This is a genomic window from Alphaproteobacteria bacterium, assembly GCA_030680745.1.
Taxonomy (GTDB): domain Bacteria; phylum Pseudomonadota; class Alphaproteobacteria; order JAUXUR01; family JAUXUR01; genus JAUXUR01.
In genome coordinates, this window is sequence record JAUXUR010000044.1 from 48017 (window position 1) to 73258 (window position 25242).

The 25242-nt window shown below is 35.2% G+C and carries 22 protein-coding genes; 10 read left to right on the forward strand and 12 right to left on the reverse strand.

Going from position 1 to position 25242, the window contains the following annotated elements:
- Window positions 1-337 precede the first annotated feature (337 nt).
- Window positions 338-634 carry a hypothetical protein gene (locus Q8L85_04550; GenBank protein ID MDP1723953.1) on the reverse strand — a complete coding sequence of 99 codons (297 nt, stop codon included), beginning with the start codon at window positions 632-634 and terminating at the stop codon, window positions 338-340.
- 163 nt (window positions 635-797) lie between these two features.
- Here Q8L85_04550 and rpmB point away from each other — a divergent pair, with 163 nt between their 5' ends.
- From rpmB to tgt, 3 genes are all read left to right on the forward strand, one after another.
- Window positions 798-1094 carry a 50S ribosomal protein L28 gene (gene rpmB / locus Q8L85_04555; protein MDP1723954.1) on the forward strand — a complete coding sequence of 99 codons (297 nt, stop codon included), beginning with the start codon at window positions 798-800 and terminating at the stop codon, window positions 1092-1094.
- A gap of 65 nt (window positions 1095-1159) precedes the next feature.
- Window positions 1160-1942 carry a queuosine precursor transporter gene (locus Q8L85_04560; protein ID MDP1723955.1) on the forward strand — a complete coding sequence of 261 codons (783 nt, stop codon included), beginning with the start codon at window positions 1160-1162 and terminating at the stop codon, window positions 1940-1942.
- Window positions 1929-3098, forward strand: coding sequence for a tRNA guanosine(34) transglycosylase Tgt (gene tgt / locus Q8L85_04565; protein MDP1723956.1), 1170 nt, complete (start codon window positions 1929-1931; stop codon window positions 3096-3098). The genes Q8L85_04560 and tgt overlap by 14 nt, the downstream gene beginning before the upstream one ends.
- A gap of 237 nt (window positions 3099-3335) precedes the next feature.
- Here the strand turns inward: tgt and Q8L85_04570 are convergent, their stop codons facing one another.
- The 3 genes from Q8L85_04570 to Q8L85_04580 all read right to left on the reverse strand — a co-directional run bounded on the left by Q8L85_04570 (window position 3336) and on the right by Q8L85_04580 (window position 8228).
- Window positions 3336-3494 carry a hypothetical protein gene (locus Q8L85_04570; protein ID MDP1723957.1) on the reverse strand — a complete coding sequence of 53 codons (159 nt, stop codon included), beginning with the start codon at window positions 3492-3494 and terminating at the stop codon, window positions 3336-3338.
- 537 nt (window positions 3495-4031) lie between these two features.
- Entirely contained in the window at window positions 4032-6890 is a 2859-nt protein-coding gene (locus Q8L85_04575; GenBank protein MDP1723958.1) for a hypothetical protein, read from the reverse strand.
- Window positions 6891-7091: 201 nt separating this feature from the next.
- Window positions 7092-8228: a glycosyltransferase family 4 protein gene (locus Q8L85_04580; GenBank protein ID MDP1723959.1), complete on the reverse strand. Its 1137-nt coding sequence runs from the start codon at window positions 8226-8228 to the stop codon at window positions 7092-7094.
- A 42-nt stretch (window positions 8229-8270) separates the two neighbouring features.
- Here Q8L85_04580 and Q8L85_04585 point away from each other — a divergent pair, with 42 nt between their 5' ends.
- A complete protein-coding gene (locus Q8L85_04585) occupies window positions 8271-9068 on the forward strand; it encodes an alpha/beta hydrolase (protein ID MDP1723960.1) in 798 nt (265 codons plus the stop codon).
- Between the two features lie 88 nt (window positions 9069-9156).
- The gene (locus tag Q8L85_04590; protein ID MDP1723961.1) at window positions 9157-9312 is read left to right on the forward strand and encodes a hypothetical protein; all 156 of its coding nucleotides are present in this window, start codon (window positions 9157-9159) and stop codon (window positions 9310-9312) included.
- Between the two features lie 79 nt (window positions 9313-9391).
- Here the strand turns inward: Q8L85_04590 and Q8L85_04595 are convergent, their stop codons facing one another.
- Window positions 9392-10477: a hypothetical protein gene (locus Q8L85_04595; protein ID MDP1723962.1), complete on the reverse strand. Its 1086-nt coding sequence runs from the start codon at window positions 10475-10477 to the stop codon at window positions 9392-9394.
- A gap of 226 nt (window positions 10478-10703) precedes the next feature.
- Between Q8L85_04595 and murJ the strand changes: the two genes are divergently transcribed.
- The 4 genes from murJ to Q8L85_04615 all read left to right on the forward strand — a co-directional run bounded on the left by murJ (window position 10704) and on the right by Q8L85_04615 (window position 14596).
- Entirely contained in the window at window positions 10704-12248 is a 1545-nt protein-coding gene (murJ, locus tag Q8L85_04600) for a murein biosynthesis integral membrane protein MurJ (protein ID MDP1723963.1), read from the forward strand.
- Entirely contained in the window at window positions 12248-12637 is a 390-nt protein-coding gene (locus Q8L85_04605) for a hypothetical protein (protein ID MDP1723964.1), read from the forward strand. The genes murJ and Q8L85_04605 overlap by 1 nt, the downstream gene beginning before the upstream one ends.
- A gap of 286 nt (window positions 12638-12923) precedes the next feature.
- Window positions 12924-14006: a Fic family protein gene (locus Q8L85_04610; GenBank protein MDP1723965.1), complete on the forward strand. Its 1083-nt coding sequence runs from the start codon at window positions 12924-12926 to the stop codon at window positions 14004-14006.
- Between the two features lie 227 nt (window positions 14007-14233).
- Complete coding sequence (locus tag Q8L85_04615) at window positions 14234-14596, forward strand: hypothetical protein (protein ID MDP1723966.1); 363 nt, start codon at window positions 14234-14236, stop codon at window positions 14594-14596.
- A gap of 159 nt (window positions 14597-14755) precedes the next feature.
- Here the strand turns inward: Q8L85_04615 and katG are convergent, their stop codons facing one another.
- The 7 genes from katG to Q8L85_04650 all read right to left on the reverse strand — a co-directional run bounded on the left by katG (window position 14756) and on the right by Q8L85_04650 (window position 24438).
- Window positions 14756-16906, reverse strand: coding sequence for a catalase/peroxidase HPI (gene katG, locus Q8L85_04620; GenBank protein ID MDP1723967.1), 2151 nt, complete (start codon window positions 16904-16906; stop codon window positions 14756-14758).
- Between the two features lie 267 nt (window positions 16907-17173).
- Window positions 17174-19246, reverse strand: coding sequence for a ComEC/Rec2 family competence protein (locus Q8L85_04625; protein ID MDP1723968.1), 2073 nt, complete (start codon window positions 19244-19246; stop codon window positions 17174-17176).
- A 435-nt stretch (window positions 19247-19681) separates the two neighbouring features.
- A complete protein-coding gene (locus Q8L85_04630; protein ID MDP1723969.1) occupies window positions 19682-21109 on the reverse strand; it encodes a sodium:proton antiporter in 1428 nt (475 codons plus the stop codon).
- 54 nt (window positions 21110-21163) lie between these two features.
- Window positions 21164-21997, reverse strand: coding sequence for a rod shape-determining protein MreC (mreC, locus tag Q8L85_04635; GenBank protein MDP1723970.1), 834 nt, complete (start codon window positions 21995-21997; stop codon window positions 21164-21166).
- A 140-nt stretch (window positions 21998-22137) separates the two neighbouring features.
- Window positions 22138-23178 (reverse strand): rod shape-determining protein, encoded by a 1041-nt coding sequence (locus tag Q8L85_04640; protein ID MDP1723971.1) that lies wholly within the window; start codon window positions 23176-23178, stop codon window positions 22138-22140.
- Window positions 23179-23413: 235 nt separating this feature from the next.
- Entirely contained in the window at window positions 23414-23818 is a 405-nt protein-coding gene (locus Q8L85_04645; GenBank protein MDP1723972.1) for a VOC family protein, read from the reverse strand.
- A gap of 41 nt (window positions 23819-23859) precedes the next feature.
- Window positions 23860-24438 (reverse strand): YqaA family protein, encoded by a 579-nt coding sequence (locus tag Q8L85_04650; protein MDP1723973.1) that lies wholly within the window; start codon window positions 24436-24438, stop codon window positions 23860-23862.
- A gap of 380 nt (window positions 24439-24818) precedes the next feature.
- Here Q8L85_04650 and Q8L85_04655 point away from each other — a divergent pair, with 380 nt between their 5' ends.
- On the forward strand, window positions 24819-25181 hold the full coding sequence (locus Q8L85_04655) for a hypothetical protein (GenBank protein ID MDP1723974.1): 363 nt from the start codon (window positions 24819-24821) through the stop codon (window positions 25179-25181).
- Window positions 25182-25242 lie beyond the last annotated feature (61 nt).

Below are 25242 nucleotides of genomic sequence, written 5' to 3' on the forward strand. Positions count from 1 at the left end.
ACACGAAGTTTTATTACACTTAAATAAAAAAGTCAACATATTTTAATAAATATAATTTACTCTTTAAAAAAACAAAAATAAAAATAGAATTATCAAATAAATTCAAACAGATTAGTTTGTTCTAAATAATAAAAATTTGGTTAAATTAAACAGATATCCAATTTATAAAATTTACACCTGAATTGTTTCGATTTTTTGATATATTATCCAAAAATAGGCAGAACGGCCTTTTGTTAAGGAAGGTATCGCATTGTTAAAAACTGAATTACAGAAAAAGAACTAAGTATAATATACACATAACCCAAGATTAACACTTGGATTATTTAACTCAAAAACATTAACGACCTACAAATTCTTTAAAAACATCATCTCTCTCAAGACTTTGTATTTTAGCCTCTAACTTAGATACAAAAGAAATATCTTTAACTACAATTTCACCTTTTCTATAAAAATCAACAAGATCTTTTACAGATTGAACATGACCTAAAGCCGCCATAACTTTTAACGCATCAATAAATTGACTATCTATAAGTTTATTTTCAACATACATTTCTTTGATTTTTGGATAAGCGATAGGCGCATAATCGTAGACAAAAAGCATATAATTAATATGTTTCAAAATTTCTTTAATCATTATTTTCGCAAAAACCGCACAATACCATTGCGAAACAAGGCACATTAAAAGTCAGATATATCTTATTTTAACCGTTGCTTTTTTATTTCTCTTGACAGAGCATACCAAAATTGTTTAAAAATATGTTCTTGATAGTAATTCGAAATAGGAATGAGTACGTATTATGGCTAGAGTTTGTCGTCTTAATGCAAAAGGCCCCATGTCAGGGAATAATGTAAGCCACGCGAATAATAAAACAAGGCGCAGGTTTCTCCCCAATATTCAAAGAACGACGCTAATGAGCCAAATTTTAGGACCTCTTAAATTGCGCCTTTCAACCAATGCAATTCGCACTGTAGATCATGCAGGCGGCATTGATGCGTTCTTACTTAAAACATCTAATTTAAAGCTTCCGACCACAGCGCAACGTATTAAACGTCGTTTGCTCCGTGCTATGGACAATGCTCCAAAAGCTGCTTAATACAGCTCTAAATTCTCAAAAGGAGGGATTCTTTCCTCCTTTTGTTTTATCCTCATTGATATCTAATGACATATCTTATTGATTTTTTAAATTCTATATCGCCTGCTTTTGTTTGGGCAATTCTTTTTTTGCTCTGTTATACCAGCATTGTGATGACTTTTCGTTATTTTGGCAAAATTGGTCTTTATGCCTATATCATCGTTGCTGTCATTTGCGCCAATATCCAAGTCTTAAAGCTTGTTCAATTTGAAGTTTTTCCAGATCCTATTGCCTTAGGCACCACCCTTTTCACATCCACTTTTTTATGCACAGATATTCTTTACGAATGCTATGGTCAAAAGGCAGCTCAAAAAGGGGTGATGCTCGGCTTTTTTGGCTTCTTATTATTTACCCTCTTCATGACATTAACCCTTGGCTTTAAACCCTTAACAAGTACTGACCAACACTTATTATGGGCACTCGACATGCATAATCATATGCTTGAAATCTTTAGGCCCACACCCACTCTTTTTATCGCCGGTATGTTTTCATATTTACTAAGCCAACATCTTGATATTTTTATTTATGGAGCACTCAAAAAAATAACCTCAGATAGGTTTTTATGGCTGCGTAATAATATTGCGTCCATTTTTTCATGCCTGTTAGATAGTTTTGTGTTTAGCTTTCTGGCTTTCTATGTACTCGCTGAACACAAAATCCCGCTCCATTCCCTTTTAATGACCTATGTTTTAGGCAGCTTTCTTTTAAGAAGCGTTATCGCCATTCTTGATACACCTTTTCTTTATGCTGCCCTTTATTTCAAACCAAAAGAAGAAAACCCAAATGAAGAAAACAATGTCCCAATTTAAATTCGATATATTAAAACAACATGAATCTACAAAAGCCCGTTTAGGTCTTATCCATACCCCACACGGCACCATTCAAACGCCTAATTTCATTTTTTGTGGTACAAAAGCGGCCATTAAAGGCCTTAATCCCCAACAAATGAAAGAATGCAAAACGCAATTCATTTTAGCCAATACATATCATCTTATGCTGCAACCAGGCGCTGATCTTGTTGAAAAAATGGGTGGTTTGCACAAATTTATGGGCTGGGATGGACCATTGCTCACAGATTCAGGCGGATTCCAAATCTTTAGTCTAGGACACGGATCGGTTGCCGAGGAAATAAAAGGACGCAGAAATTCGTCCAGACCCAAAACAATGCTTAAAATCACGGAAGAAGGTGCAAAATTTAAATCCTATTTGGATGGCGCCATTCATCTTTTAACACCTGAAAAATCAATCGAAACCCAACGTAAATTAGGCGCCGACATCATCTTAGTGCTTGATGAATGCACGCCTTTCCACGCTGATAAAAATTATACAGCACGCTCCATGCGTCTATCACACAGATGGGCCGATCGAAGCATGCAAGAATTCAAACGTCACGATAATGGCAAGCAATCCTTATACGGCATTATTCAAGGCGGCGTCTATCCAGATTTACGTCAAGAAAGTGCTGAATTCACGAACGATCTTGATTTTTTTGGACAGGCTATTGGCGGCTCCCTAGGGGGCACCAAAGAGCAAATGTACGAAGTAGTGAACATGTCCTTCACTTATCTTCGCCGAGACCGCCCTACCCATCTTTTAGGCATTGGTGGCCTTAAAGATATTTGGGAAGGTGTTGCCATGGGTGTTGATACATTTGATTGCGTCCATCCAACGCGTATTGCGCGTCATGGACATGCACTTATCAGATCGGCAGACACGGATCATATCAATATTAAAAACGCACGTTTCAAAGATGACCCAAACCCCATTGATGAAAAATGTGGTTGTTATACTTGCAAGAATTTCTCGCGCGCATATCTCAATCACTTAATGAAAGCGCAAGAACTTTTATTGATTCAACTTTTAACAATGCACAATGTGTATTTCATGAATCAATTGATGGAAGATGTTCGCACATCTTTAGAAAATGATACATTTTTAGAAACGAAAAAGAATTGGTTTTCGTAAAACACAAATAAAAAAACCCTCTTCATAAGAGGGTCTTTTTAATAAAAAATTAGAGTGTTTTTAAAGCAGCAGCACCAAGTTTAGCTAATAAATCAAATGCGGCTGGACCATGTTTTTGAACAAGTCCAAAAACTTTGGGACCATAATCCATTGCGTAACCAACGATTTTGTCCCCATGTTTTGCAACAAGGCTTTTAACAGTTGAAGGACCATATTTATAAATTAGATTAATAGCGTCTAGACCATATTTTTTGTTAGATCAAAAACAAAAGGTCCTGCTACTTTAGCCAAACTAACAACCTTAGGTGCTATATCTGGTCCGTATTTTTTTGCAATATCAACAACACTTTTTACGGCAGAAATACCAAAAGTTGCAGCTGATGTTGCAGCACTCAAAACCTTGCTTCCAAGTTTTTTTGCTTCAACATAAGCACTTGTTAATCCACCCGTATGCTAAAAAGTGTAGCATTTTCTCTATCAACAGCTTCTTCTTTAACTGCCCAAGTTTGAGCTGTCATTGAAACCAAAGAAATTACACTTATCATTAGTATTTTTTTAATGTTGCGTTATCCCTTTTTTATTCTCTCTAATTAAAATTATAATTATCAAGAGTTAAAAAATTATTAACGCAAGAATGACATTGAATTGAGACGAAAAATGATACGCGATATGAATGAAAAATAAATTTTTGTCCAGTAGAATGGGCAGCAATATAGCACGAAAAAAATAACTCCCTAAACATGAAGACAAACAAGTAGATAACTAAAAACTTTTACAAATAAAAAAAAATACAGTTAATTTAGCCATGGCGAGGCGCCCTAATTAACAAAGGGCGCGACACTATCATTCATAAAATCTCATTTATAAACAACGAGATAAATTTTTTGCTAGATGGATACGCCTATAAATAGGCGCGCCATTTAAGTATATGTCTTAATTTTGATCAATTCCATCAAAATCTAAATCTAAAGTATCAGCTAGAATTGATTTAATTAACTCTTCAGTTATAATAGTCCCATCTCTATCACTTTTACCTACAAAAGCTTTTTTCATTATGCTATATATTTCAGGTAACATAATTTTTTCTTTCTCCGTACGAAAAGAATCAAATCCGTTCACTATAAATTGAGAAACAAGCTCACCAGCTGATGGTGAATTAACATAAGCCGAATCAGCAAAACGCCTTCCTTCTTCAGTATAATTACTCGCAAAGCCCATCTTATAATTATGGATTTTGCTGCTATCTAAATTTCGAGCATTTGGTGTAGCATTTTGAATCGTTCTACTAAAATTGGCTAAAAAACGATAATCAAGATCTTCCATAAGAAATTCTTCAAGCAACAAACCATAATTTTTTGCAATTAAAACACATGCTTCCTCATCAAAAGACTCCTGCCTCTTAAGGAAAGCTTGTAAATTTTGTGCATTTTTAATGCGATCCTTATTTTCGCTGTACCAGGTGTCCACATCCTTTAATTTACCTTCCATACACAACGTGTCGCTACCAAGGACTGCAACAAACTCCCTTAAGATCGTCTTATAAACTCTACTCTCTTGAATGTCCTGCAATGCATCACAAACAGAAGAAACACTAAGAAGAAAAACGCGTGCCCTTTGTTCTAACGAAGCATCCGATTGTTCTGGATGACACACCATATTACCTAAGCCCAAAGCATACATAATATCTGAGCTCATACGGTGTGCATAAAACATTTGATAAGAAATCGCGATATTGTAACGCCCAAAAAATATAATTTGTTTCAAATATTGAATTGCTTTCTTACTTTCAGGAAAAATATTTGTTTGGCTATTATTTTTTAGCTCTGAGACAATGAATTGAATTTTTTTTATACATTCATCATCTTTTGCTATATCTTCAGCATTTTCTATATTATACAACCAAGGAGCCCGGCCTGCGTTGTCACCTAAAAATTGAGCACACAATTCTGGCATTTTTTCTCGAACAAAAGATCTTTTTCTTTCATTTGTTAATTGCTTTTGATAATCTTTGATAAATTCTATTGATTTATTCTTATCAAGACTAGGATTGACATGTATTGGTAACTGTGGTCTTTGTACGATGAGCATTTGTCCTGCATGAACCACTCTACCTTCAGGTTCTTTTGGTACGTATTTAGCTTTATATTCATCTTTCATTAACTCTAATTGATAATGATAACCTTCCCTAAATGAAACACCAAAGAAATCAAATATTTTTTTTACTGTTTCTGGTTTTGACTTTTTATTATACGCCTCATAAACAAGATCCCTGATAAGCGGCTTAGATTCAATTTTTTTAACAATATTCTGACCAGGCTGCTTAAAAAATGCAACTTCAGGCATAATTCCATTAAGAACGTCCAAAAATTCCTTACTTTTATTAGAATGATCAATACTACAAGATTTCAGGTAACGCTTATTATCATAAGCTGTGGATAAATATTTCAATCCATCCTCTTCAGCAGGTTTATTAACGTCTTTAAATGCATTAAAACAGATCGCTGCTTCCTGGGGGACATTATAATTTTCATCCCTAAATATATCTCGTGGATTAAGTAATGGTGTTAAAAAGTTTATCACAGCATCATAACTAGGTTGATCTACCATCAACTGTAATAGTTCCCGTTTAATATTTTCTGAGGCACACCCCATAAGTTTGTGCACAAAAAACATAAGGTTATTCATGTCATATAGTTTTTCAAAGTCACACTGCTTCATCATATGTAACATAAACTGAACAAACGTTGAAAAATCATGTTCGTTCAAAGAAGAAAACAAAACATTTTTACCTTCAACTATTTCATAACACAAGTCTCTAATTTCTACGAATTCTTGATTCTTCTCAAAAAATTCACTCAATATTAAATTAAGTTCATTATTATTATCAATGTCTGCTTTTTCAATTTTTTGAATAAAACACAAAAATTTTAGAAAATAGGCAAAATTATTTACCTTTATAGATTCGATTGGAATTTGGGTTGTTTTAAACTCATCACACATATGTTGCAAAGCTTCGTCAAGCTTAAATTGACCTTTTTCATCCAAATCTCTAGCATATTCTTTAAATATGTAAAAAAGATAAACCATACATTCATTCGGAAGTTGCCTATTTTTATCTTTATTTGTTGGTTTTAAAAGCTCAATTAATTTTAAGCGAATGGACGAAGATAACTTTATATAACAAGAAATAAATTCTTTTAACAAAGTCACATTATTCATATTGAATTCTTTTTTAAAATTTTTGACACCATCATTTACAACATTATGAAATATATTTATAACTGGACGCAGTCTTATTTGTTGATTCTTTTTTTCAGCATATGTAGAATTTTTAATAATTTTTTGAATCAATGCCATAAAATCAAGAAGATCCTGTTGTGCTCCCTCATCAAAACATTCAGCATTTTCAATTGGTTGCATCATGTCTACAGGATCCAAAAGCAAATCTATACATATTTTTCGAAACACCTCATGAAATGAACCATCATTAAGCAAAATTTCATTAAATTTTAATTTCTTAGAACGATATGTAGCGTAAATCCCTTCATCATCTGGAAATTCAAAATTGAGACTTTCAAAATTTTTTAATTTCTGTATTTTTTTTGCAGGTTTTTTAATTTTTTCTTTCTTGAAATCCTTAGCTCTTTTTTTTCCAACCTCTTGATCCTCTTGATCTATTTCATGAGCCTCTTCATTTTGATTACCTTCAATCGCTTGATCGCCCACAGAAAAAGCAGAATTAAACGTTGATAAAGTAAAAATTACTACAAATCGTGATAAATTTTTGTACATTTTGTACACCCCATAATTAAACATAAATAATCTTTTATATATTTTTTTTGATTTTGTAAACAAATATTTAAAAAAAATTAACTATAAGTAAATATCACAGAATATATTATTATATAAGTCTAATTATATTATTTTATATTTTTTTTATTATTATAAATTTAAATTTTTATTAAAGTATTTCAAAAAAAATAAATCGAATATTTATAACAATTCCTCGTAAACTTCAATCGTTTTAGACGTCATCATTTCTTTCGTATAATGCATTAAAACATGTGTATGCGCTTTTTCCTGAATGCGCCTTATTTCATTTTTATTCAATGAAACAATATGCTCTAGACATTTCTTAAGGCTTTCAATATCATTTACTTTAGTTAAAAAACCCGTTTCTTGGTCCAAGATAGTTTCAGCTGTCCCTCCAATGTCACTTGCGATGGTAAGGCAACCCATTGCCATCGCTTCAACAGCAACACGTCCAAAAGATTCAGGCGCAAGTACTGGAAGTACAACGATCTCACTCAAAAAATAGGCTGCAGGCATATCGGCGCAATGTCCGACTAATTTTACATTATTTTCCAATTGAAGCTTAACAATATGTTGAAAAATTTCTTGTTTATAATGTTCTTTCCCCTCCCCCACGAATAAAAGAAGCAAAGTTGGATCATTCAATTTTTCAAATGCTTCTAGCAGCAGAAGATGGCCTTTAGCGCGCGTTAGCCGTGCAGGAAGCATTATTATTCGTTTGTCTTCAGGAAGTTGCCAAACATTAATTAATGCTTCTATCTGACTTTTGGGAATAGAATTTCTCTCTAAAAATTGTGCATCAATGCCACGCGGAATAACACGCACTTTATGTGCATCAACTTTATAATTTTTATGAAGATATTCTACAATAAAACGTGATACAGCAATAATACGATCACCTTTTAACATAATTTGGTTATAGAGTTTTTTAAAAAAATTTGTGGCACCATAGGCACCATGGATAGTCGTAACAAAAGGAATATTCAATTTTCGTGCTGGTTTTAATCCTGACCATGCAGGCGCTCTGCTACGCGCATGCACAAGCGATACATTATAATTTTTATAAATCTTAGATAACGCACATTGGTTTTTCCAAATTGAAAAAGGGTTTTTGCTGTGAAGCGGCAATTTCATATGAATTCCCCCTGCTTTTTCAATCTGTTGAACAAGTCTTCCCCCATTTGAAATAACAATCGATCGCCAACCATGCGCAATGATCGCTTGGTTCATATCGATAACACCTTGTTCGACCCCGCCACTTTGCATATTGGGTACAAGCTGAACAATTGTAGTAAATTTGATTTGTGTATCTATCATGTGCTAGGGTTCTTGGATTAAAACTAAAAAAAGGATAATTATATGCATCATCTTCATATCACGGACCAAGGAAGAATGTTTAAACCTCATCAATTTTTACAACGGCACGATGGCGAACGTATTGCCTACCATGTTTCAAGCGGCAAATCACCAGGTGTGATTTATTTAAATGGATTTATGTCTGACATGCAAGGCACAAAAGCACTTGCTGTTGAAGAATTCTGCCAAAACAAAGGACAAAACTTCATTCGTTTTGATTATTTTGGCCATGGCGCTTCCACTGGTGATTTTAAACAAGGGACCATTAGTCGTTGGGCTGAAGATGCACTTGCAATATTAGACGAATTAACCGTTGGACCTCAAATTCTTGTTGGATCAAGCATGGGTGCTTGGTTAATGTTTCTTGTAGCACTTAGACGACCTGAAAAAGTCAAGGGCCTTATTGGTGTTGCAGCAGGTGCTGATTTTACTGAAGATTTAATTATGGCCAATATGCCTGATCATCTTCAAGAAAGTCTTAATACAATAGGGTATTTTGAAACCACGTTAGGTGGACCAGAACCCTTTATGTATACAATTACGCAGAAACTCATTGAAGATGGCAAATTACATCTTTTGCTTCGCAACCCTATTCCATTTGAAGGAAGCGTCCACTTATTACACGGCATGAAGGATAAGGATGTACCTTGGCAAAATTCCATACGCATCGCAGATCTTCTTAAAACAGATGATGTAACACTTAATTTTGTTAAAAATGCAGGTCACCGTTTTTCAGAACCCACTGAAATAGCATTATTATTAACATCCATTGATCAGATGCTTAAAAAAATCAATAAATAACTTTATAAAGAGGCGGTGATTACCGCCTTCATTCATTTTAATGTAGTCTCTTCCTGCATGAGGGGTGTTTGACGCTCTATTAACCTAAATGAATAATACTCATCACCAAAAACAAACAATTCATTACGCAATAGTATCAAGACCCTTTTTATCCACGATTGATAATAATTTTAATGAAGCACCTGAAGGCCTTTTTTCGCCTCTTTGTTCTTTGCTGATTAATCCAGTCATTACATTAAGATAATATAATAGGCAGGTCCCTTTATAACGTTTTTACATTTATAAAAAGACCCTTCCAATAATAAAATAACTGATCTTAAAAATCACTTACCTTCTAGTCTTTTCAACTCGCTATTAATCATTGCCTCGTCTAACCCAGCGGCTTTTGCTTTCTTAAGTGCTTCAATCTGCGCTTTTACATAAACATCCGATATCAAAGGTATATTGCTCATTACTTTATGGCCAAGATTTATAATTTTGAATTGGCTATATTTTGGAAAAATTGATTCTGAAGAAAGTTGTTCTATTTTTTTCAATTCAGATGAAGAAAAAAATTGACCCAAAGGAGTTTCAAAAACACGATCCCAAATGCTTGTTTTTAAAGTTTTCTTTACGTCATCTGAATCTTTATAGGCCTCAGCAATTTTTATAAATTTTTGAAAATCATCACCTATTTTAGTTTGATGTTTGTTAAAGAAATTCATAATACGACGAATATAACTATCAAAAAGATCATTGACACCTATTATTTTAGGAAAAAGATCATCAATTATTTTTTTATCTTCTGTTATCACTAATTTGCTCGATGCAATAAAAGAAAAAATTTCTTTATCATAATATTCTTTACTTTTTTCCGTTGCATCTTTGTTATTTTCTTCAAGAGCAATTTGCTCATTAAGAAATCTATTTTTTATTTCAGCAATTTTATCAGCATTCATACCAGATTTTGCTGCATGATCTAAAAAAGCATTTCTTAATTCTGATAAAATTTCACTATCAAAAGCACCAGTTTTACCCCAAAGAAATGAATTAAACTTTTCAAATTGCTTAGAATATAATTTACGAACAGCCGAATCATCCATAAGCTTAACAATGTCTTGCAATTCTGCTTCAGAAAAATTATCTGTATATTCTTTTTTAATAAAATTTGCTTTTTTTTGTTCTTTTTCAGCGTTTAGAAGTTTAAAAGATTCATTAAATAAATTTTTATATTTTTCTTTATCATTTCCAAAACGTTCTGCCACTTTATCAATTAATTGATCGATGAATGAAACGTCCTGTTTTTCATTATCTCCTTGAGTTTCAATAATTTTTTTAACTAAAACTTCTTTTTGTTGAGCATTATCAGCAAAACCATCTGATACAGTAAATATTGCTAAAAAAGATATCGAAATAAAAAGCTTTTTCATATAGGTTCTCCTGCCCCAAATTATTTTTTATCACATCAATTTTACGAAATAGGGGGGGGGTATGTCAAATTCTATTCGTAATAAAAAAATACACTTCTAACTTAATAATTTTTTATATTATAAAATTACTTTATACACCACGTCAAACTTATCACCAGCCAACCTAGACAAAACATCCAAAAAACCTTATGGTAATGGCATCCGCCACTCTAATTTTTAGTGTTTAATGAGTTTTTATAAATCAATTGCAAAAGTCGCAAGCCTCACCATGGTCAGCCGCGTCACAGGCTTTATACGCGATATTTTACATACGCTTTTATTAGGCGCTGGTCCCATTTCAGATGCTTTTATTATTGCTTTTAAGCTTCCCAATTTTTTCAGACGACTTTTTGGTGAGGGTGCCTTTAGTGCCTCCTTCGTACCATTATTTTCAAGCATTTTAACAAGTCGTGGGAAAGAAGAAGCACTTCAATTTGCACAACAATCTCTTGCATTATTATTCTGTATCTTATTATTAATTGTTGGTCTTGCCGAAATCTTTATGCCAGAATTTATGACACTCATCGCCCCTGGCTTTAAAGATAATCCCGTTCATTTTCAGTATGTCGTTGATTTTGCACGTTTAACTTTTCCTTATTTACTCCTTATTTCGCTCACATCTCTTTACGCTGGTGTCTTGAACAGTTTTGATCATTTCGGGCGAGCTGCCGCCGCCCCTATTCTTCTAAACTTATCCATGATTGTTGGGCTTTTAATTTATAAAAATAATTCATTAGCAACAGGCTATGCCTTATCAATATCAGTTACTATTGCAGGTTTTTTACAATTATTTTGGCTTTGGGCACATGCACATAAAAAAGACTATAAATTAAAATTTTGTTGGCCAAAATTATCACCAGACACAAAAATGCTTTTACGCAAAATGGCGCCTGTTGCTTTAAGCGGCAGTATTTTCCAAGTTAATCTTATGGTCGACACCATTTTAGCCTCCTTCCTTCCTAAAGGATCAGTTTCCTATCTATATTTCGCTGATCGTTTAAGCGAATTACCCTTAGGTGTTATTGGCGTTACCATTGGCACGACGCTTTTACCACTTCTATCAAAACAAATTGAACAAAAAAACTATAAAGAAGCCATTAACAGCCAAAACAGATCGATCGAAGCTGCCATGATTTTGGCGCTTCCAGCGGCAATTGCCCTTCTAATGATTTCAGAACAAATTATCCATGTCCTTTTTGGTCGCGGCGCCTTTACACATGAAGCCGTTATTGCAACTTCTAACGCGCTTGAAGTTTATGCAATCGGCATTCCTGCTTTTGTTCTAAGCAAAGTATTTACAACTAGTTTTTTTGCCCATAAAGACACATCAACACCCCTGAAAATTGGTATTTTCACCGTTCTGTTAAATTTCGTCCTTAATCTAGTTTTAATGCAATACTTACAACATGTGGGACTCGCTTTAAGCACATCGATCAGTTCATGGGTACAAGTCATTTTATGCTTTATTATCCTTAAAAAAAGAGGTTGGTATGCAACTGATACATTGGTTAAGAAACGCTTCCTTGGCTATTGTTTTTGTGCAAGTCTTATGGGTGGCTTTTTATATTTCCTAAGTCCTTATGTTAGCTCATTGATATCTGGACATTTTACCGCTAAAATTTTAGGATTGATGGCACTTGTTATGGGTGGCGCTGCTATTTACTTTATAACAGGTGCATTTTTTGCAGGCTTTAATTATAAAAAAGCAAAAAAACTCATTAAAGGTTCATAATGAAAAAATTTATTTTCCTATCCTTTTTTATTACATCAACCATTTCTGCTAATGAATTTGTTAATTCAAACACTCTTAATTCTATTCAACTTCAATATTCAAAAAGATGCTTTCCTCAATTAAATGGCCCACATATTCTGTCCTGGGAAGAAAAAACAGAAACAAGTATCATTAAAGGGGAAATGACAATTTCAACTGCGCCACCACAACCTGATGGCTATACAATAAAATTACCCAAAGAACTAGGCAACAAACAATTTAATTTAAAAACAACATTATTCGGCGGCGAAGAACTTAATTGTAAAATTGATCCTTCAAAAAACATTAAAATTGATCTTCAAGATACAATGGTTTTTCATCGCATTAAGCGTTGTTCTTGCATTCAATAGATTTTTTGAAATATATACCCAAATAATCTGAAACTACCTTTTTTAATCTATGATTTTTGGCCGCTTTTTGAACCAAAAATTTCTAAGGTAAAACAATTACCTGCCGTAATTTTTGGCATCAAAAACCATCTCAAATCTCATGCCCAAAAATCGACATTTCCAAATCATCTGGGTATAGTCGAACAATAATAAACTTGAACTGATAATTTGAGCATGAGTTATAAACGCTCGCTTTATAGCTCATGATTTGCTACAATGTGAGTTATAAAGAAGGATTTTATAACTCATGCTTTGGAATTGGCAACAAAAAGACTGGCCCGAATTTACATTCGACTCACAAAAATTGGATGAGATCGAAACAAAATTTCAATATCAATCAGGCGTATTATTTGGCACGTTACAACATATCCAAGACAATGATAAAACATTTTTTATCACCGAAATCATGAGTGATGAAGCCATTCGTACCTCTGAAATTGAGGGCGAATATCTTAACCGGGAAAGCGTTCAATCCTCCATACAACGCAATTTTGGTCTTGCCATAAAACCTCAAAAAATGTCGCCTTCAGAATGGGGCATTAGTGAAATGATGATTGATTTGTATAATGAGGCCCAACAGCCACTCACACATCAAACACTTTTTAATTGGCATGAAAAATTAACGAATGGTAGGCGTGATCTTAAAAACATTGGCCAATATCGCACCGATCTTGAACCCATGCAAATTGTATCAGGCTATTTGCCTCATCCAAAAGTTCATTTTGAAGCACCCCCTGCCCCCATCATTTCAAATGAAATGAATCAATATATAGAATGGTTTAATATCAAAAAATATCGCCCCTTAACCCATGCCTCGATTGCGCATCTATATTTTGAATGCATTCACCCTTTTGAGGATGGCAATGGTCGTATTGGCAGAGCCCTTGTCGTAAAATCTTTGTCTCACGCCTTAAAATATCCAGTACTCATTGCATTTTCACATATCATTAATAAAAACAAAAAAAAATATTACGAAATGCTGGAACTAAGTAATAAAAAAAATGAAATTACAGAATGGATTCTTTATTTCGGACAAGAAATTTTAAAAGCGTTTGATTATACTCAAAATTTCATCGAATTTTTGATTAAAAAAACAAAATTTTATGACAAGTTTCGTGGACAATTTAATGTGCGTCAAGAAAAAGTGATTGAACGCATATTCAAAGAAGGTATCGATGGATTTAAAGGTGGATTAAGCGCCGAAAATTATATCCGCATTACCGAAACATCACGCGCAACCGCAACCAGAGATCTACAAGACCTTGTAAATAAAGGCGCTTTATCCAAAGAAGGTAATCTTAAAAATACGCGCTATTATCTGAAGAACTAAGGAATATTAACAGTTCATTTATCCTATAGCTTAAAAAAATAGAAAACGTTAACCAGTTTTTAATAATTTTTATATAATATGTTTATAAGAGACGTAAATTTAAACAAATAAAAACGGAACTTCAAATAAAAAATTAATAAATTAGCACTCTTTATATACATAGATATGAATTTAATAAATGAATAATTATTTATTAGATTCAAAAACACATCAATATGGAGAAAAAAATGAAATATATTAAATATGTTTTGCTTGGATTAATACTTACAATACAAAATGGTTATTGCGCTTTTGATGTAAGCAAATCTAGGCACACAATACACGTTTCAGATGCACTAATTCAACATATCCCTGAAGGGGGCAACTTAATGCGTTATATAGAATCTGAATTTCAAAATGCACACCCTTTGATTAACGACCGTATTTTTACAAGGCACTACGTAGCACTTCCCATGAAAACATCAACATATAGTTCAAAAGAACATCAAAATTCACTAAGCTCGAAACAAATTAATGACTTATTGCATAAAGGTGAATTAATAATAAAAGTAAAAATACTTAAAATTGAAAAATCTTTAATTGATAGATGATTTTGGGGGCTATTATAGTCGAGGTCCATAAAACCATAGAAATTCATAGTAAATCAATCAACCACCTTCTGCACTGGACCCCGCGGGACTTGCCGCGGGGCGTAGATAGAGTACGATTTTCAATAGAAAATACTATAGTAAAGTTTCACAAGAAATCTATTATACAAGATCAAAACGATCAGCATTCATCACCTTTGTCCATGCTGCAACAAAGTCTTTTACAAATTTCTCTTTGTTATCATCTTGTGCATATACTTCTGCGTACGAACGAAGAATAGAGTTTGATCCAAACACCAAATCAACGCGGGTTGCTGTCCACTTGGTTTTTCCAGATGTTCGCTCTACAATAGCATAGAGGCCTTTTTCCGTTGGCTTCCATGTATATTTCATATCAGTAAGATTTACAAAGAAGTCATTGGTCAAAACACCTTCACGATCGGTGAACACGCCATGCTTGCTTCCTTCATGATTGGTACCGAGTACCCGCAGGCCGCCAACCAATACAGTCATTTCAGGCGCTGTCAGACCTAAAAGCTGGGTGCGATCAAGCATCAATTCTTCCGCTTTAACAGTATAATCCTTCTTAAGCCAATTTCGGTACCCATCATGGACAGGCTCAAGCCACTCGAAAGACTCAACATCTGTCATCGCTAATGTTGCATCACCGCGACCGGGCGCAAAAGGAAGCGTAATATCAAACCCTGCTGCTTGAGCGGCAAGTTCTATTCCCACATTACCGGCAAGAACGATAACATCTGCAACGCTTGCACCTGTATCACCTGCGATACCCTCCAACACTGCAAGAACTTTTGCAAGACGCTTAGGCTCGTTTCCTTCCCAATCTTTTTGCGGCGTAAGACGGATGCGCGCACCATTAGCACCACCACGCATGTCAGAACCACGGAAAGTTCTGGCGCTATCCCAAGCAGTTGCAACCATTTCGCTAATGGTTAAGCCGCTTTTTTTAATCCGCTCTTTTACTTTAGAAATGTTATAATCCATATTGCCCGCAGGAACAGGATCTTGCCAGATGAGATTTTCCTTTGGAACATCTGGCCCCATATAACGCACTTTTGGTCCCATATCACGGTGTGTCAATTTGAACCATGCACGGGCAAAAACTTCAGCAAAATAGTCTGGATCTTTATAAAAACGTTCAGAGATTTTTCCGTATTCGGGGTCTTTAATCATTGCCATATCGGCATCAGTCATAATAGGGTTATGACGAATTGAAGAATCTTCAACATCCACAGGCTTATCTTCTTCCTTGATGTTGATTGGCTCCCATTGATACGCTCCAGCGGGGCTTTTTTTCGACGCCCATTCATGCGTAAACAACATATGAAAGTAGCCATTATCCCACTTTGTAGGATGCGTCGTCCAGGCGCCTTCAAGGCCACTGGTGACCGCATTTCGACCGATACCTCGTTGAGTTTTGTTCAACCAACCAAGCCCTTGATCTTCAACATTAGCCGCCTCTGGTTCTGCATCAAGTAGCTTTGGATTACCATTTCCATGGCATTTTCCTACTGTGTGCCCACCGGCCGTAAGGGCAACCGTTTCTTCATCATTCATCGCCATACGGGCAAAGGTGACGCGTACGTCATGCGCTGTTTTTAATGGATCAGGCTTTCCACCTACACCTTCAGGATTGACATAAATAAGACCCATTTGCACGGCAGCTAAAGGGTTCTCTAAAGATTCACTGCTTTCACTGTCATAGCGACTTTTACCCAACCATTCTGTTTCGGAACCCCAATAAATATCTTTTTCTGGATGCCAAATATCTTCACGTCCAAAACCAAAACCAAAGGTTTTAAGACCCATGGATTCATAAGCAATATTACCCGCAAGAATAATAAGGTCAGCCCAACTTATTTTATTGCCGTATTTTTTCTTAATTGGCCAAAGCAGACGACGCGCTTTATCAAGATTAACGTTATCCGGCCATGAATTTAAGGGCGCAAATCTCTGATTACCAGTGCCACCACCACCACGCCCATCAGCCACACGATATGAACCTGCGGCATGCCACGCCATACGAATCATCAATCCGCCATAATGTCCCCAATCTGCTGGCCACCATTCTTGACTATGCGTCATTAGAGAATGAAGGTCTTTCTTCAATGCATCAACATCCAGCTTTTTCAATTCTTCACGATAATTAAAGCCATTATTCAGCGGATTCGTTTTTGTGTCGTGCTGATGTAAAATATCGAGATTGAGTGCGTTTGGCCACCAATCCATATTTGATTTTCCAGTAACCGTATTACCACCCTGCATGACTGGACATTTATTAGAATTATTCATATTTTTTTTCTTTTCTAGTTTTGGGTTGTGCTTCACCAATGATTCCGTGATCTACGAATATGCTCAGATTATTGTAGATTGCTTTGAGCCATCTCAATATTTAAAATATCGTCTTTATGAGCTTCAGTGTTCTTCCAAAATTCTCTCACAAAAATTTTGACAAGCCAATAAAATTATAGAAAGATGGTCATATCTAAGCTTTTCAAATGGATTTTCCTCTAAATCTTTTGGGACTGTGCTACACAAATAAAAAAGTATAATTACCATCTACTTTGAATTCCATTTCCTATCATTGTAAGAGTTACTTACAATCTTATTTTTCTTATCTTTATTCAAATAAATCACTTTTGAATCAGTTTCTTTCGCAAAATATTGCTTATCTGGACAGATCGAAGGCCCTTTAAAAGATATGATCAACATATCTGCTTTTTGACAATCAAAAGAGAGTGCTTTGATGTTACGCGGAATTGCAATCAATTGGTTTTTTGCTTTAATCACACAACCATCAGCATCGCATTTTATAGCTTTTGAACCTTCTATATCATAACGCGCATTTATCAAATCTTTCCGTTTCGAACTCATATAAGGAAAAGAAACGCGCTCATACGTGGCAGTTAAAGACTGCCATTGCTGTGATGTAAATCCTTGCCTTTTAAGCGAGGATACAAATAATTTATCCTGATTACGCCACGCAATTAATTTTGCTTGATCCGCAATCAGCAAATGAGGTGTTTTAATAAAAAACAATGTGATAAAGCCTGCTACAAAAGGTACAATACCAAAATAGCGCCATGATTTTTGCCAAATTGCAAACCAAATCCCACCAACACTAATCAAACTAATGCCTAAAATATCAAACATTGGCGTATGAATAACAGCACCTTTCCAGGATGCAACGATTGCTGCGCTTTTCATCACAATATCAATCCCCTCCCCCATCAGTAAAAGTGCTGGCGCATCAAGCCCGAAAGGCATAAGCACCAAGGAAATAAGCGCCATGGGCATTATCCAAATCCCCGTCAATGGAATAGCGATAAGATTCGCCGCAATCCCATAGGTTTGAAATTGTCCAAAATGCAAAATCGTGAAAGGCGTTGTAGCGAGTGACGCAACAGCCGAACTTAAGCAAAGACTTAGAACGTAAAGAATAATTTTTTGGAACCAATGAAGAGATTGCAAAAAAGTATATTTCGCAATTATTTCATAAGTTGCAATAAGCGCAATCACAGCTGCAAATGACATTTGAAAACTTGGCCCCATGATCACTTCTGGCATAAAAAGCATAATCATAAGGGCTGCAAAAGCGACATTATACATCGAAAAAGCGCGCCTGTTAAAAAGAACCGCAAGCGCAAAAAGACCCAACATAATGAATGCCCTTATCGTGGGTACTGACCCACCAGCAATAACGGAGTATAAAAAAGCACCCAACATCGCCACACAAATTGCCCATTTTTTAATCGGATAGACAAGCGCTATGCGTGGGATAAGCGCAAAAGACGAACGCACAAAAGCGTAAATAAACCCAAAGATTAATCCAAAATGGAGTCCTGAAATCGCTAATAAATGGGCAAGCCCCGAATCACGAAAATGATTATAAACCTCTTCTAAAATACCGCCTTTTTGACCCGTAATAAGTGCTGCTGCAATCTCCCCTTTCTGATTTGGTAAGATTTCACGAATGCGATTTGTAATATTTTGACGTGTTGTTTCAATAATCCTACTGAAATTATTATTCTTTTCTTGGCCCAATACAGTAATTTTACCTATCGCAAAAGCGACACCACCAATTTGATTGAAATAAGCAACACGCGCAAAATCATAAGCACCCGCATAAGACGGCCCTAAAGGTGGTTTTAAAAAAACACGCACCTGAATTGTATCGCCTGGAAATAAAACAATTTTTTTATCCCTCGCAGAAAATCTTAAATTATAAGGCGTCTTTTCTTTGGATAATCCCTCAATATCAAGATCCGTCAAAGTCGCTTTAATACCCTTTTGTGTTATTTCGAAATTTTTAATAACACCAATGATGCTTGTCATTGGCAGATCACCTTCGATCATAGGAGAGGCAATCAAATGCGTTCGTACTTGAGACAACATAAACCCAAGCAAAAAACAAATCGGCAATGTTAAAACAAAATATACCCAATTTGATTTTCTAAAGAGAACGAAGAAAAAAGCAAAAATTAATAAAAAAACAGGCGCAATCCAATAATCAGGCTCAAATGGCAATTGAAAATAAACAATAATCCCAAGTCCTAGAAATACGGGAAACCATAATTTATATCTGTGCGTATCCTCGATAAAACAATTTATTATTTTTTCTTTTATAATCATTTCTTACCTTTTGTTTTCCTGAACGCCTTGTAGCGAAGCTACGAAGGTTGATTCAAGGAAACAGATGTGTTGTTGCTCAATCTACGGGACAAAAAATGAAATTGCTTCGGTTTCACCTCTCCCCTTGTGGGAGAGGTCGGCGCGCAGCGACGGGTGAGGGGTATCTAAAGCGTTTATAAAGAGCAACACCATCATGCCATAATCTAAGCATTGCCAAACAAATACTCATCTCTCCAAAAGTGTAAACTACCCCTCACCCGCTCCCTTTGGTCGCGACCTCTCCCACAAGGGGAGAGGTAAAAAACCCTTTTTTTGGAAGGCTTTTGGTAAAAAATTGTTTTCACTTCTTAGAAACAAGTTACGGCGTGTGAGAACGGGATAGTTAAAAATGTGCTTAGTTTCATTTTTTGTCCCGTAGATTGATCGACATATATTCTAAAAAAACAAAAAGCTAATGATCATAAACACCGGAATATTTATACATAAAACCCACACCATATATCCAAAAAAGCTTGGCATCTTAATACCACGTGATTCTGCGATTGATTTGACCATCATATTAGGCGCATTGCCTATATAAGAATTGGCACCCATAAAAACAGATCCTGCAGAAATGGCAATCAACGTTGTTGAAAGAGTCGTCATTAATGGTATTGCCTCGCCGCCCGCTAAATTAAAGAACACAAGATAAGTGGGGGCATTATCTAAAAAGCTTGATAATATACCGGTCAACCAAAAGAACAGATTATTGTTAGGCGTGCCATCTGCATGAAAACTTAATTCAACAAGTGGTTTAAAAGCACCGTCTAGTCCTGCTTTCAACATTAAAATCATAGGGATGATCGTAATAAAAATCCCAATAAATAAAATACCTACCTCTTTAATGGGTTCCCAAGAAAAATGATTATGCTCCCGAATATAGGTAGACGTCCGTTTAATTGATAAAATTGTCAATAATATGAATGTGCAATCTCTTAAAATGCTATTAAGCTTTAAATGAAGTTCACCTAAATGAAGTGCATAATCATTTTTAAATTGACCACTTAAAAAGACAGCCAATATAACAATCAGCAACATCCATAAATTGCGTTTACCCTCAATCTTAAGTCTTGGTGCGTCGGCCGCATGTTTATCTTCATAATCATGATCGCGTTTGAAAAAATATTGCTCTAAAAAATAATACACAATAAGCAATAAAACACAGGCAATCAGAAAAGGTAAAAACATATGCGTCATGGTCCAAAAGAACCCTACGCCCATTAAAAACCCTATAAAGAGAGGTGGATCACCAATAGGTGTTAACGATCCACCAATATTCGACACTAAAAATATAAAAAAGACAATTGTGTGAACGCGATGCTTACGCCATGCATTTGCACGAATTAAAGGACGTATAAAAAGCATAGACGCGCCTGTCGTTCCGATAAAGCTGGCAAGCAACGTACCAATCGTAATAAAAATAAGATTAAATGTAGGCGTGCCTGCAAATTTTCCTGAGATATGAATACCACCCGTTATTGTGTATAAGGCAAGAAGAAGCAATATAAAAGGGAGATATTCCTCAATAATAGTTTCAAGCACTAGATGAGAAGACAAGGATGGTGTATAAATAAAAGAAAAAGGAATAATAAATAACAACGTCCAACATAAAGAAACAATACCATAATATTTTTCCCAAAAATGTGGGGCAAACAATGGAAAAAGTGCAATGGATAAAAGCATTCCTGCAAAAGGAATCCCCCAATAACTTTGTAAGTTTTTTGATATTTCAAATAATTCTGGATTCATAACAATCGCGAAAGAATCGTTTAATTGAAAAAATATGAAGGTAAAAATTATAAATCCAAAGGTGTTTTTTTTCATTTTTATTCCATGAACTACTATAGTGTTTTCACTTTTGGTTAAGTGAAGGCGTTATTAAATTGCTGCATCAACAGCTTGCACAATAACGATCACAAAATCAATAGATTCAAGCGATGAAGATGGAATTACCTCTATTTGATCATCTTGAATGTTACCAATTGTGCCTAAAAAATAACCTTGCGGAATGACCTGTCCATCTGATGATGTTAACAAACGATCATTAGGCGATAAAAAAACGCCTTGTGGCACATATAAAAGTTTTAAATTACCTTTTAAATCGCCTGCAACCAAAGCTGAAATATTCTTTCCTTCAACGCGCACAGGAATGCGTGAATTAGTATCATTAATCAAAAGGATACGCGCATGCTTTTCACCAATTTCAACAATTCTACCAATAACCCCATTTTTACCTAAAACAAGATTACCTTTTTGAATTTTTTGAGAAGGATCTGTTCGAATAACCAGAGAACGTCCATCCGTCATATTGCTAAACACAACAGATGCTGTTACAAATTCTGCTTTATTATCAGGCAGAAAACGCAATAATTCTTTGAGAGAAAGATTTTCAGCCTCTAGCTTTAAAGCAAGTTGCCGCCATTGAAGCAATTGTTGTTTTTGTAAATTTAGCTTTTCATTTTCTTCACTTAATTCAGTAAAATTTGTTAACGCATGAAAAGCATTTCGAATACTTTGAAAGGGCGCATCAATAAAATTAATAGCAGGTGTCAAAGAATCACCTAAAAAAAGTCTACTTTCCTTTAAAAATTGGGGACGCAAAAAAGAAAAAATAAATAAAAGAAGACATAAAATAGAAAGCATTAAAATGACAGCAACAGAAAATCCTTTTTTTGACTTTTGTCTGGATAGATTTTGTGTTGCATCATGCATTTTACTCTTCTTCTTTCAAACTGTGGAGGTCGTCAGATTTCGGGATTCGTCATGCTCATGTATAAAGAGATACACTCCGCGTGTCTCACCGCTCATCTTTCTACCCACATTTTGAAATAATTTGAGTATAAAATATTCATTTAAGAAGCTGAAATAAGAACATTACGTAATGTACCCATTTCCTCTAGGCATTTACCTGTTCCTTTTGCAACGCAGAATAAAGGCTCGTCGGCAACAGTCACTGGAAGACCTGTTGCATTACGCAAAACTTCATCCAATCTTGAAAGCATGGCACCACCACCGGTCAAGACAATACCTTTATCAACGATATCTGCTGATAATTCAGGTGCTGTATGCTCTAGAGCTACTTTAACGGCTTCTACAATGGCGGCTACGGGTTCTTGCAAACTTTCAGCAACATCACGTTCTGATATAATAATTTCTTTTGGTACACCATACATGAGATCACGACCTTTAATTTCAATCGTACGGCCAGGTCCTTCGACTGGCGCACAAGCGGCACCAATTTCTTTTTTAATGCGCTCGGCGCTGCTTTCACCGACCAATAAATTGTAATTTCGTCTGATATAACTAATAATGGCTTCATCCATTTTATCGCCGCCAACGCGAACAGAGCGTGCATAAACAATGCCACCTAAAGACAAAACAGCAACTTCCGTTGTGCCACCACCAATATCAACAATCATTGATCCTGTAGGTTCCGTCACAGGTAATCCAGCACCAATGGCTGCAGCCATAGGCTCTTCAATTAAAAATACGCGACGTGCGCCAGCGCTTTCAGCTGATTCTTGAATAGCACGTCTTTCAACAGCTGTTGAACCTGACGGGACGCAAATAATAACACGTGGACTTACAAAACTTGATCTACGGTGAACTTTACGGATGAAATATTTAATCATTTCTTCAGCAACTTCGAAATCGGCAATAACACCATCACGTAAAGGACGTATTGCTTGGATATTGCCTGGTGTTCTACCCACCATGCTTTTTGCTTCTTCGCCTACGGCTAAAACTTGCGATTTACCGCGCACATTTGCAATTGCAACAACAGAGGGCTCATTCAAAAAAATGCCTTTTCCTTTGACATAAACGACCGTATTAGCGGTGCCTAAATCAATTGCAATATCTGATGATAAAAAGCCAAGAAGCTTATCGAACATTTTTTCTAGTCCCGGGTTTAGAATGAATAGGATAATAGTACTTTCTACCTCATCCTATCCAAAAAAGAAATACAATTATGGGTGAAGGTGCACTAATTTTGAGTTACGAAAAATTAACTGCCTAGATTATGAGATAAAGTCTAGAAAGAACGAGAACCGGAACGGAATGTACTTCTTTGTACATAAGTACCGGAAGCACAGGTCTGACGACGACTTTATCCATAGGATTGGCAGTTTATGAGTAATGTGTAGGATCCTTCATATGATAAAACCCCCAAGCATGTCCGCTAGGATCTTTAATCATAAATAATCTTGCGCCCCAAACTGTATCTTCTGGCGCCGTACAAACACCACCATTTTGTTTTACCTTTTTATAATAATCATCTGCATTATCGACAACGCGGTAAAATTCAATCGACGAACCAACGACATGATTTGGTTCTGCGGGATGAATACCAAAATGAGATCCATCAATATTAAACCCTGCGTAAAATGGTTGTTCTTTTTTATCCCATTCCATAACGCATTTTTCGGCATCCCAATAGCCTCCGAATTCAAATCCTAGAATATCTTTATAAAATTTTACAGAATTGACAACATTCGGCACATAAATCATGCCCCCTAAAGGTCCTTTAAACATGATATTTCCTTGTTTTTACTAACATGTTGAGTTTTTTTTCGTCAGAATAGGTAGGGAATGACCACAAACCCCAAGATTAACATAACAATGGCAGCTACCGTTACAGCTGTCAAATGACGTTCAATAAAATCTTTTGCACCTGGAAAAAACCATAAAAAGGCAGCAAGACTAAAAAAGCGAAAACCTCGTGCCAAGAGAGATGCCATGAAAAATGTCAGTAAATCCACATGGGCAACGCCAGCCGTAATTGTTACAATTTTATAAGGAATGGGCGTCAATCCCTTAGCGGCAATAATCCAAAATGCATTCCGGTTGAACGCTTCAAGCATATTGGCAAAACCTTTTTCTGCACCAAAGCTATTAATAATCCATTGACCTACACTTTCATATAAAGCATACCCAATGTAATATCCCAAAAACCCACCTATAACAGACGTTACAGTACAAATAAGTGCCAAATACCAACCTGATTTAGGTTTGTTGACAAGCATCGCAATATAAAGAGGATCTGGGGGAATTGGAAAAAAGGAACTTTCAGCAAAGGAAACAGCAATCAAAACCCATAAAGCATTGGGATGATCTGCGTAACTCATCATCTTATTATAGGCACGCTTTAACATCCAAATTCCCTTAAATTCAGGTCAAACTTGTAAATTTTTATAGAACAATTTCTCTCACAAAAAAGAGAATTCTCCTTACTAGATAAGCGAAATACGCAAAAAAAGCAATGTTTTTCACACACTCAATAAAACTTATATGATTTTAAATAGGATAATCGAGCAAAAAGCATCATTGTCAAATAGCACCTACTCACTCACATAAACAAAAGTGAAATCTTAAAACCCTCCTAACATGTTTTCAAAACATCAACATAAATTAATACTCACAATAATTATTTAAATAAATAAAAATCTATATTTTATATTAATAATTTATTAACTAATAATTACTTATAATTACTATAATAAGTAAACTTTTGTATAAATAAGGGAGAAATAAAATGACAAAACTATTTAGATTAACATCGTTTGCTCTTGCTTTAGGCTTTTGCAGCGTAAATATAGCATTAGCCGACCCACTTACTGTGACTGGGAATAGTTTCCAACAAAACAGAATTGGTACAAGTCTTGCAAATCAAGCACTTTCAAATATTTTTAATTCAACTGTTGCCAATGGTTCTGCTGGAAACACATTTACAGTTTTAGAAGCAAAAAGTGGCGATGGATTTGCAACAATTGTTGGCAACAGTGTGCTGCAGCAAGAAATTGGCACAACAAATGCATATCAAGAAGCAACAAACATAACAAGCTCTTCTGTAGGTAATTATGCTGCAGGAAATGCAATTACTTTCTCTGGTCAATAATTATCAAACAAGGTAAGAAATTATTAGACCATAACAAGAACGTGATTCTAAAAATTTCTTA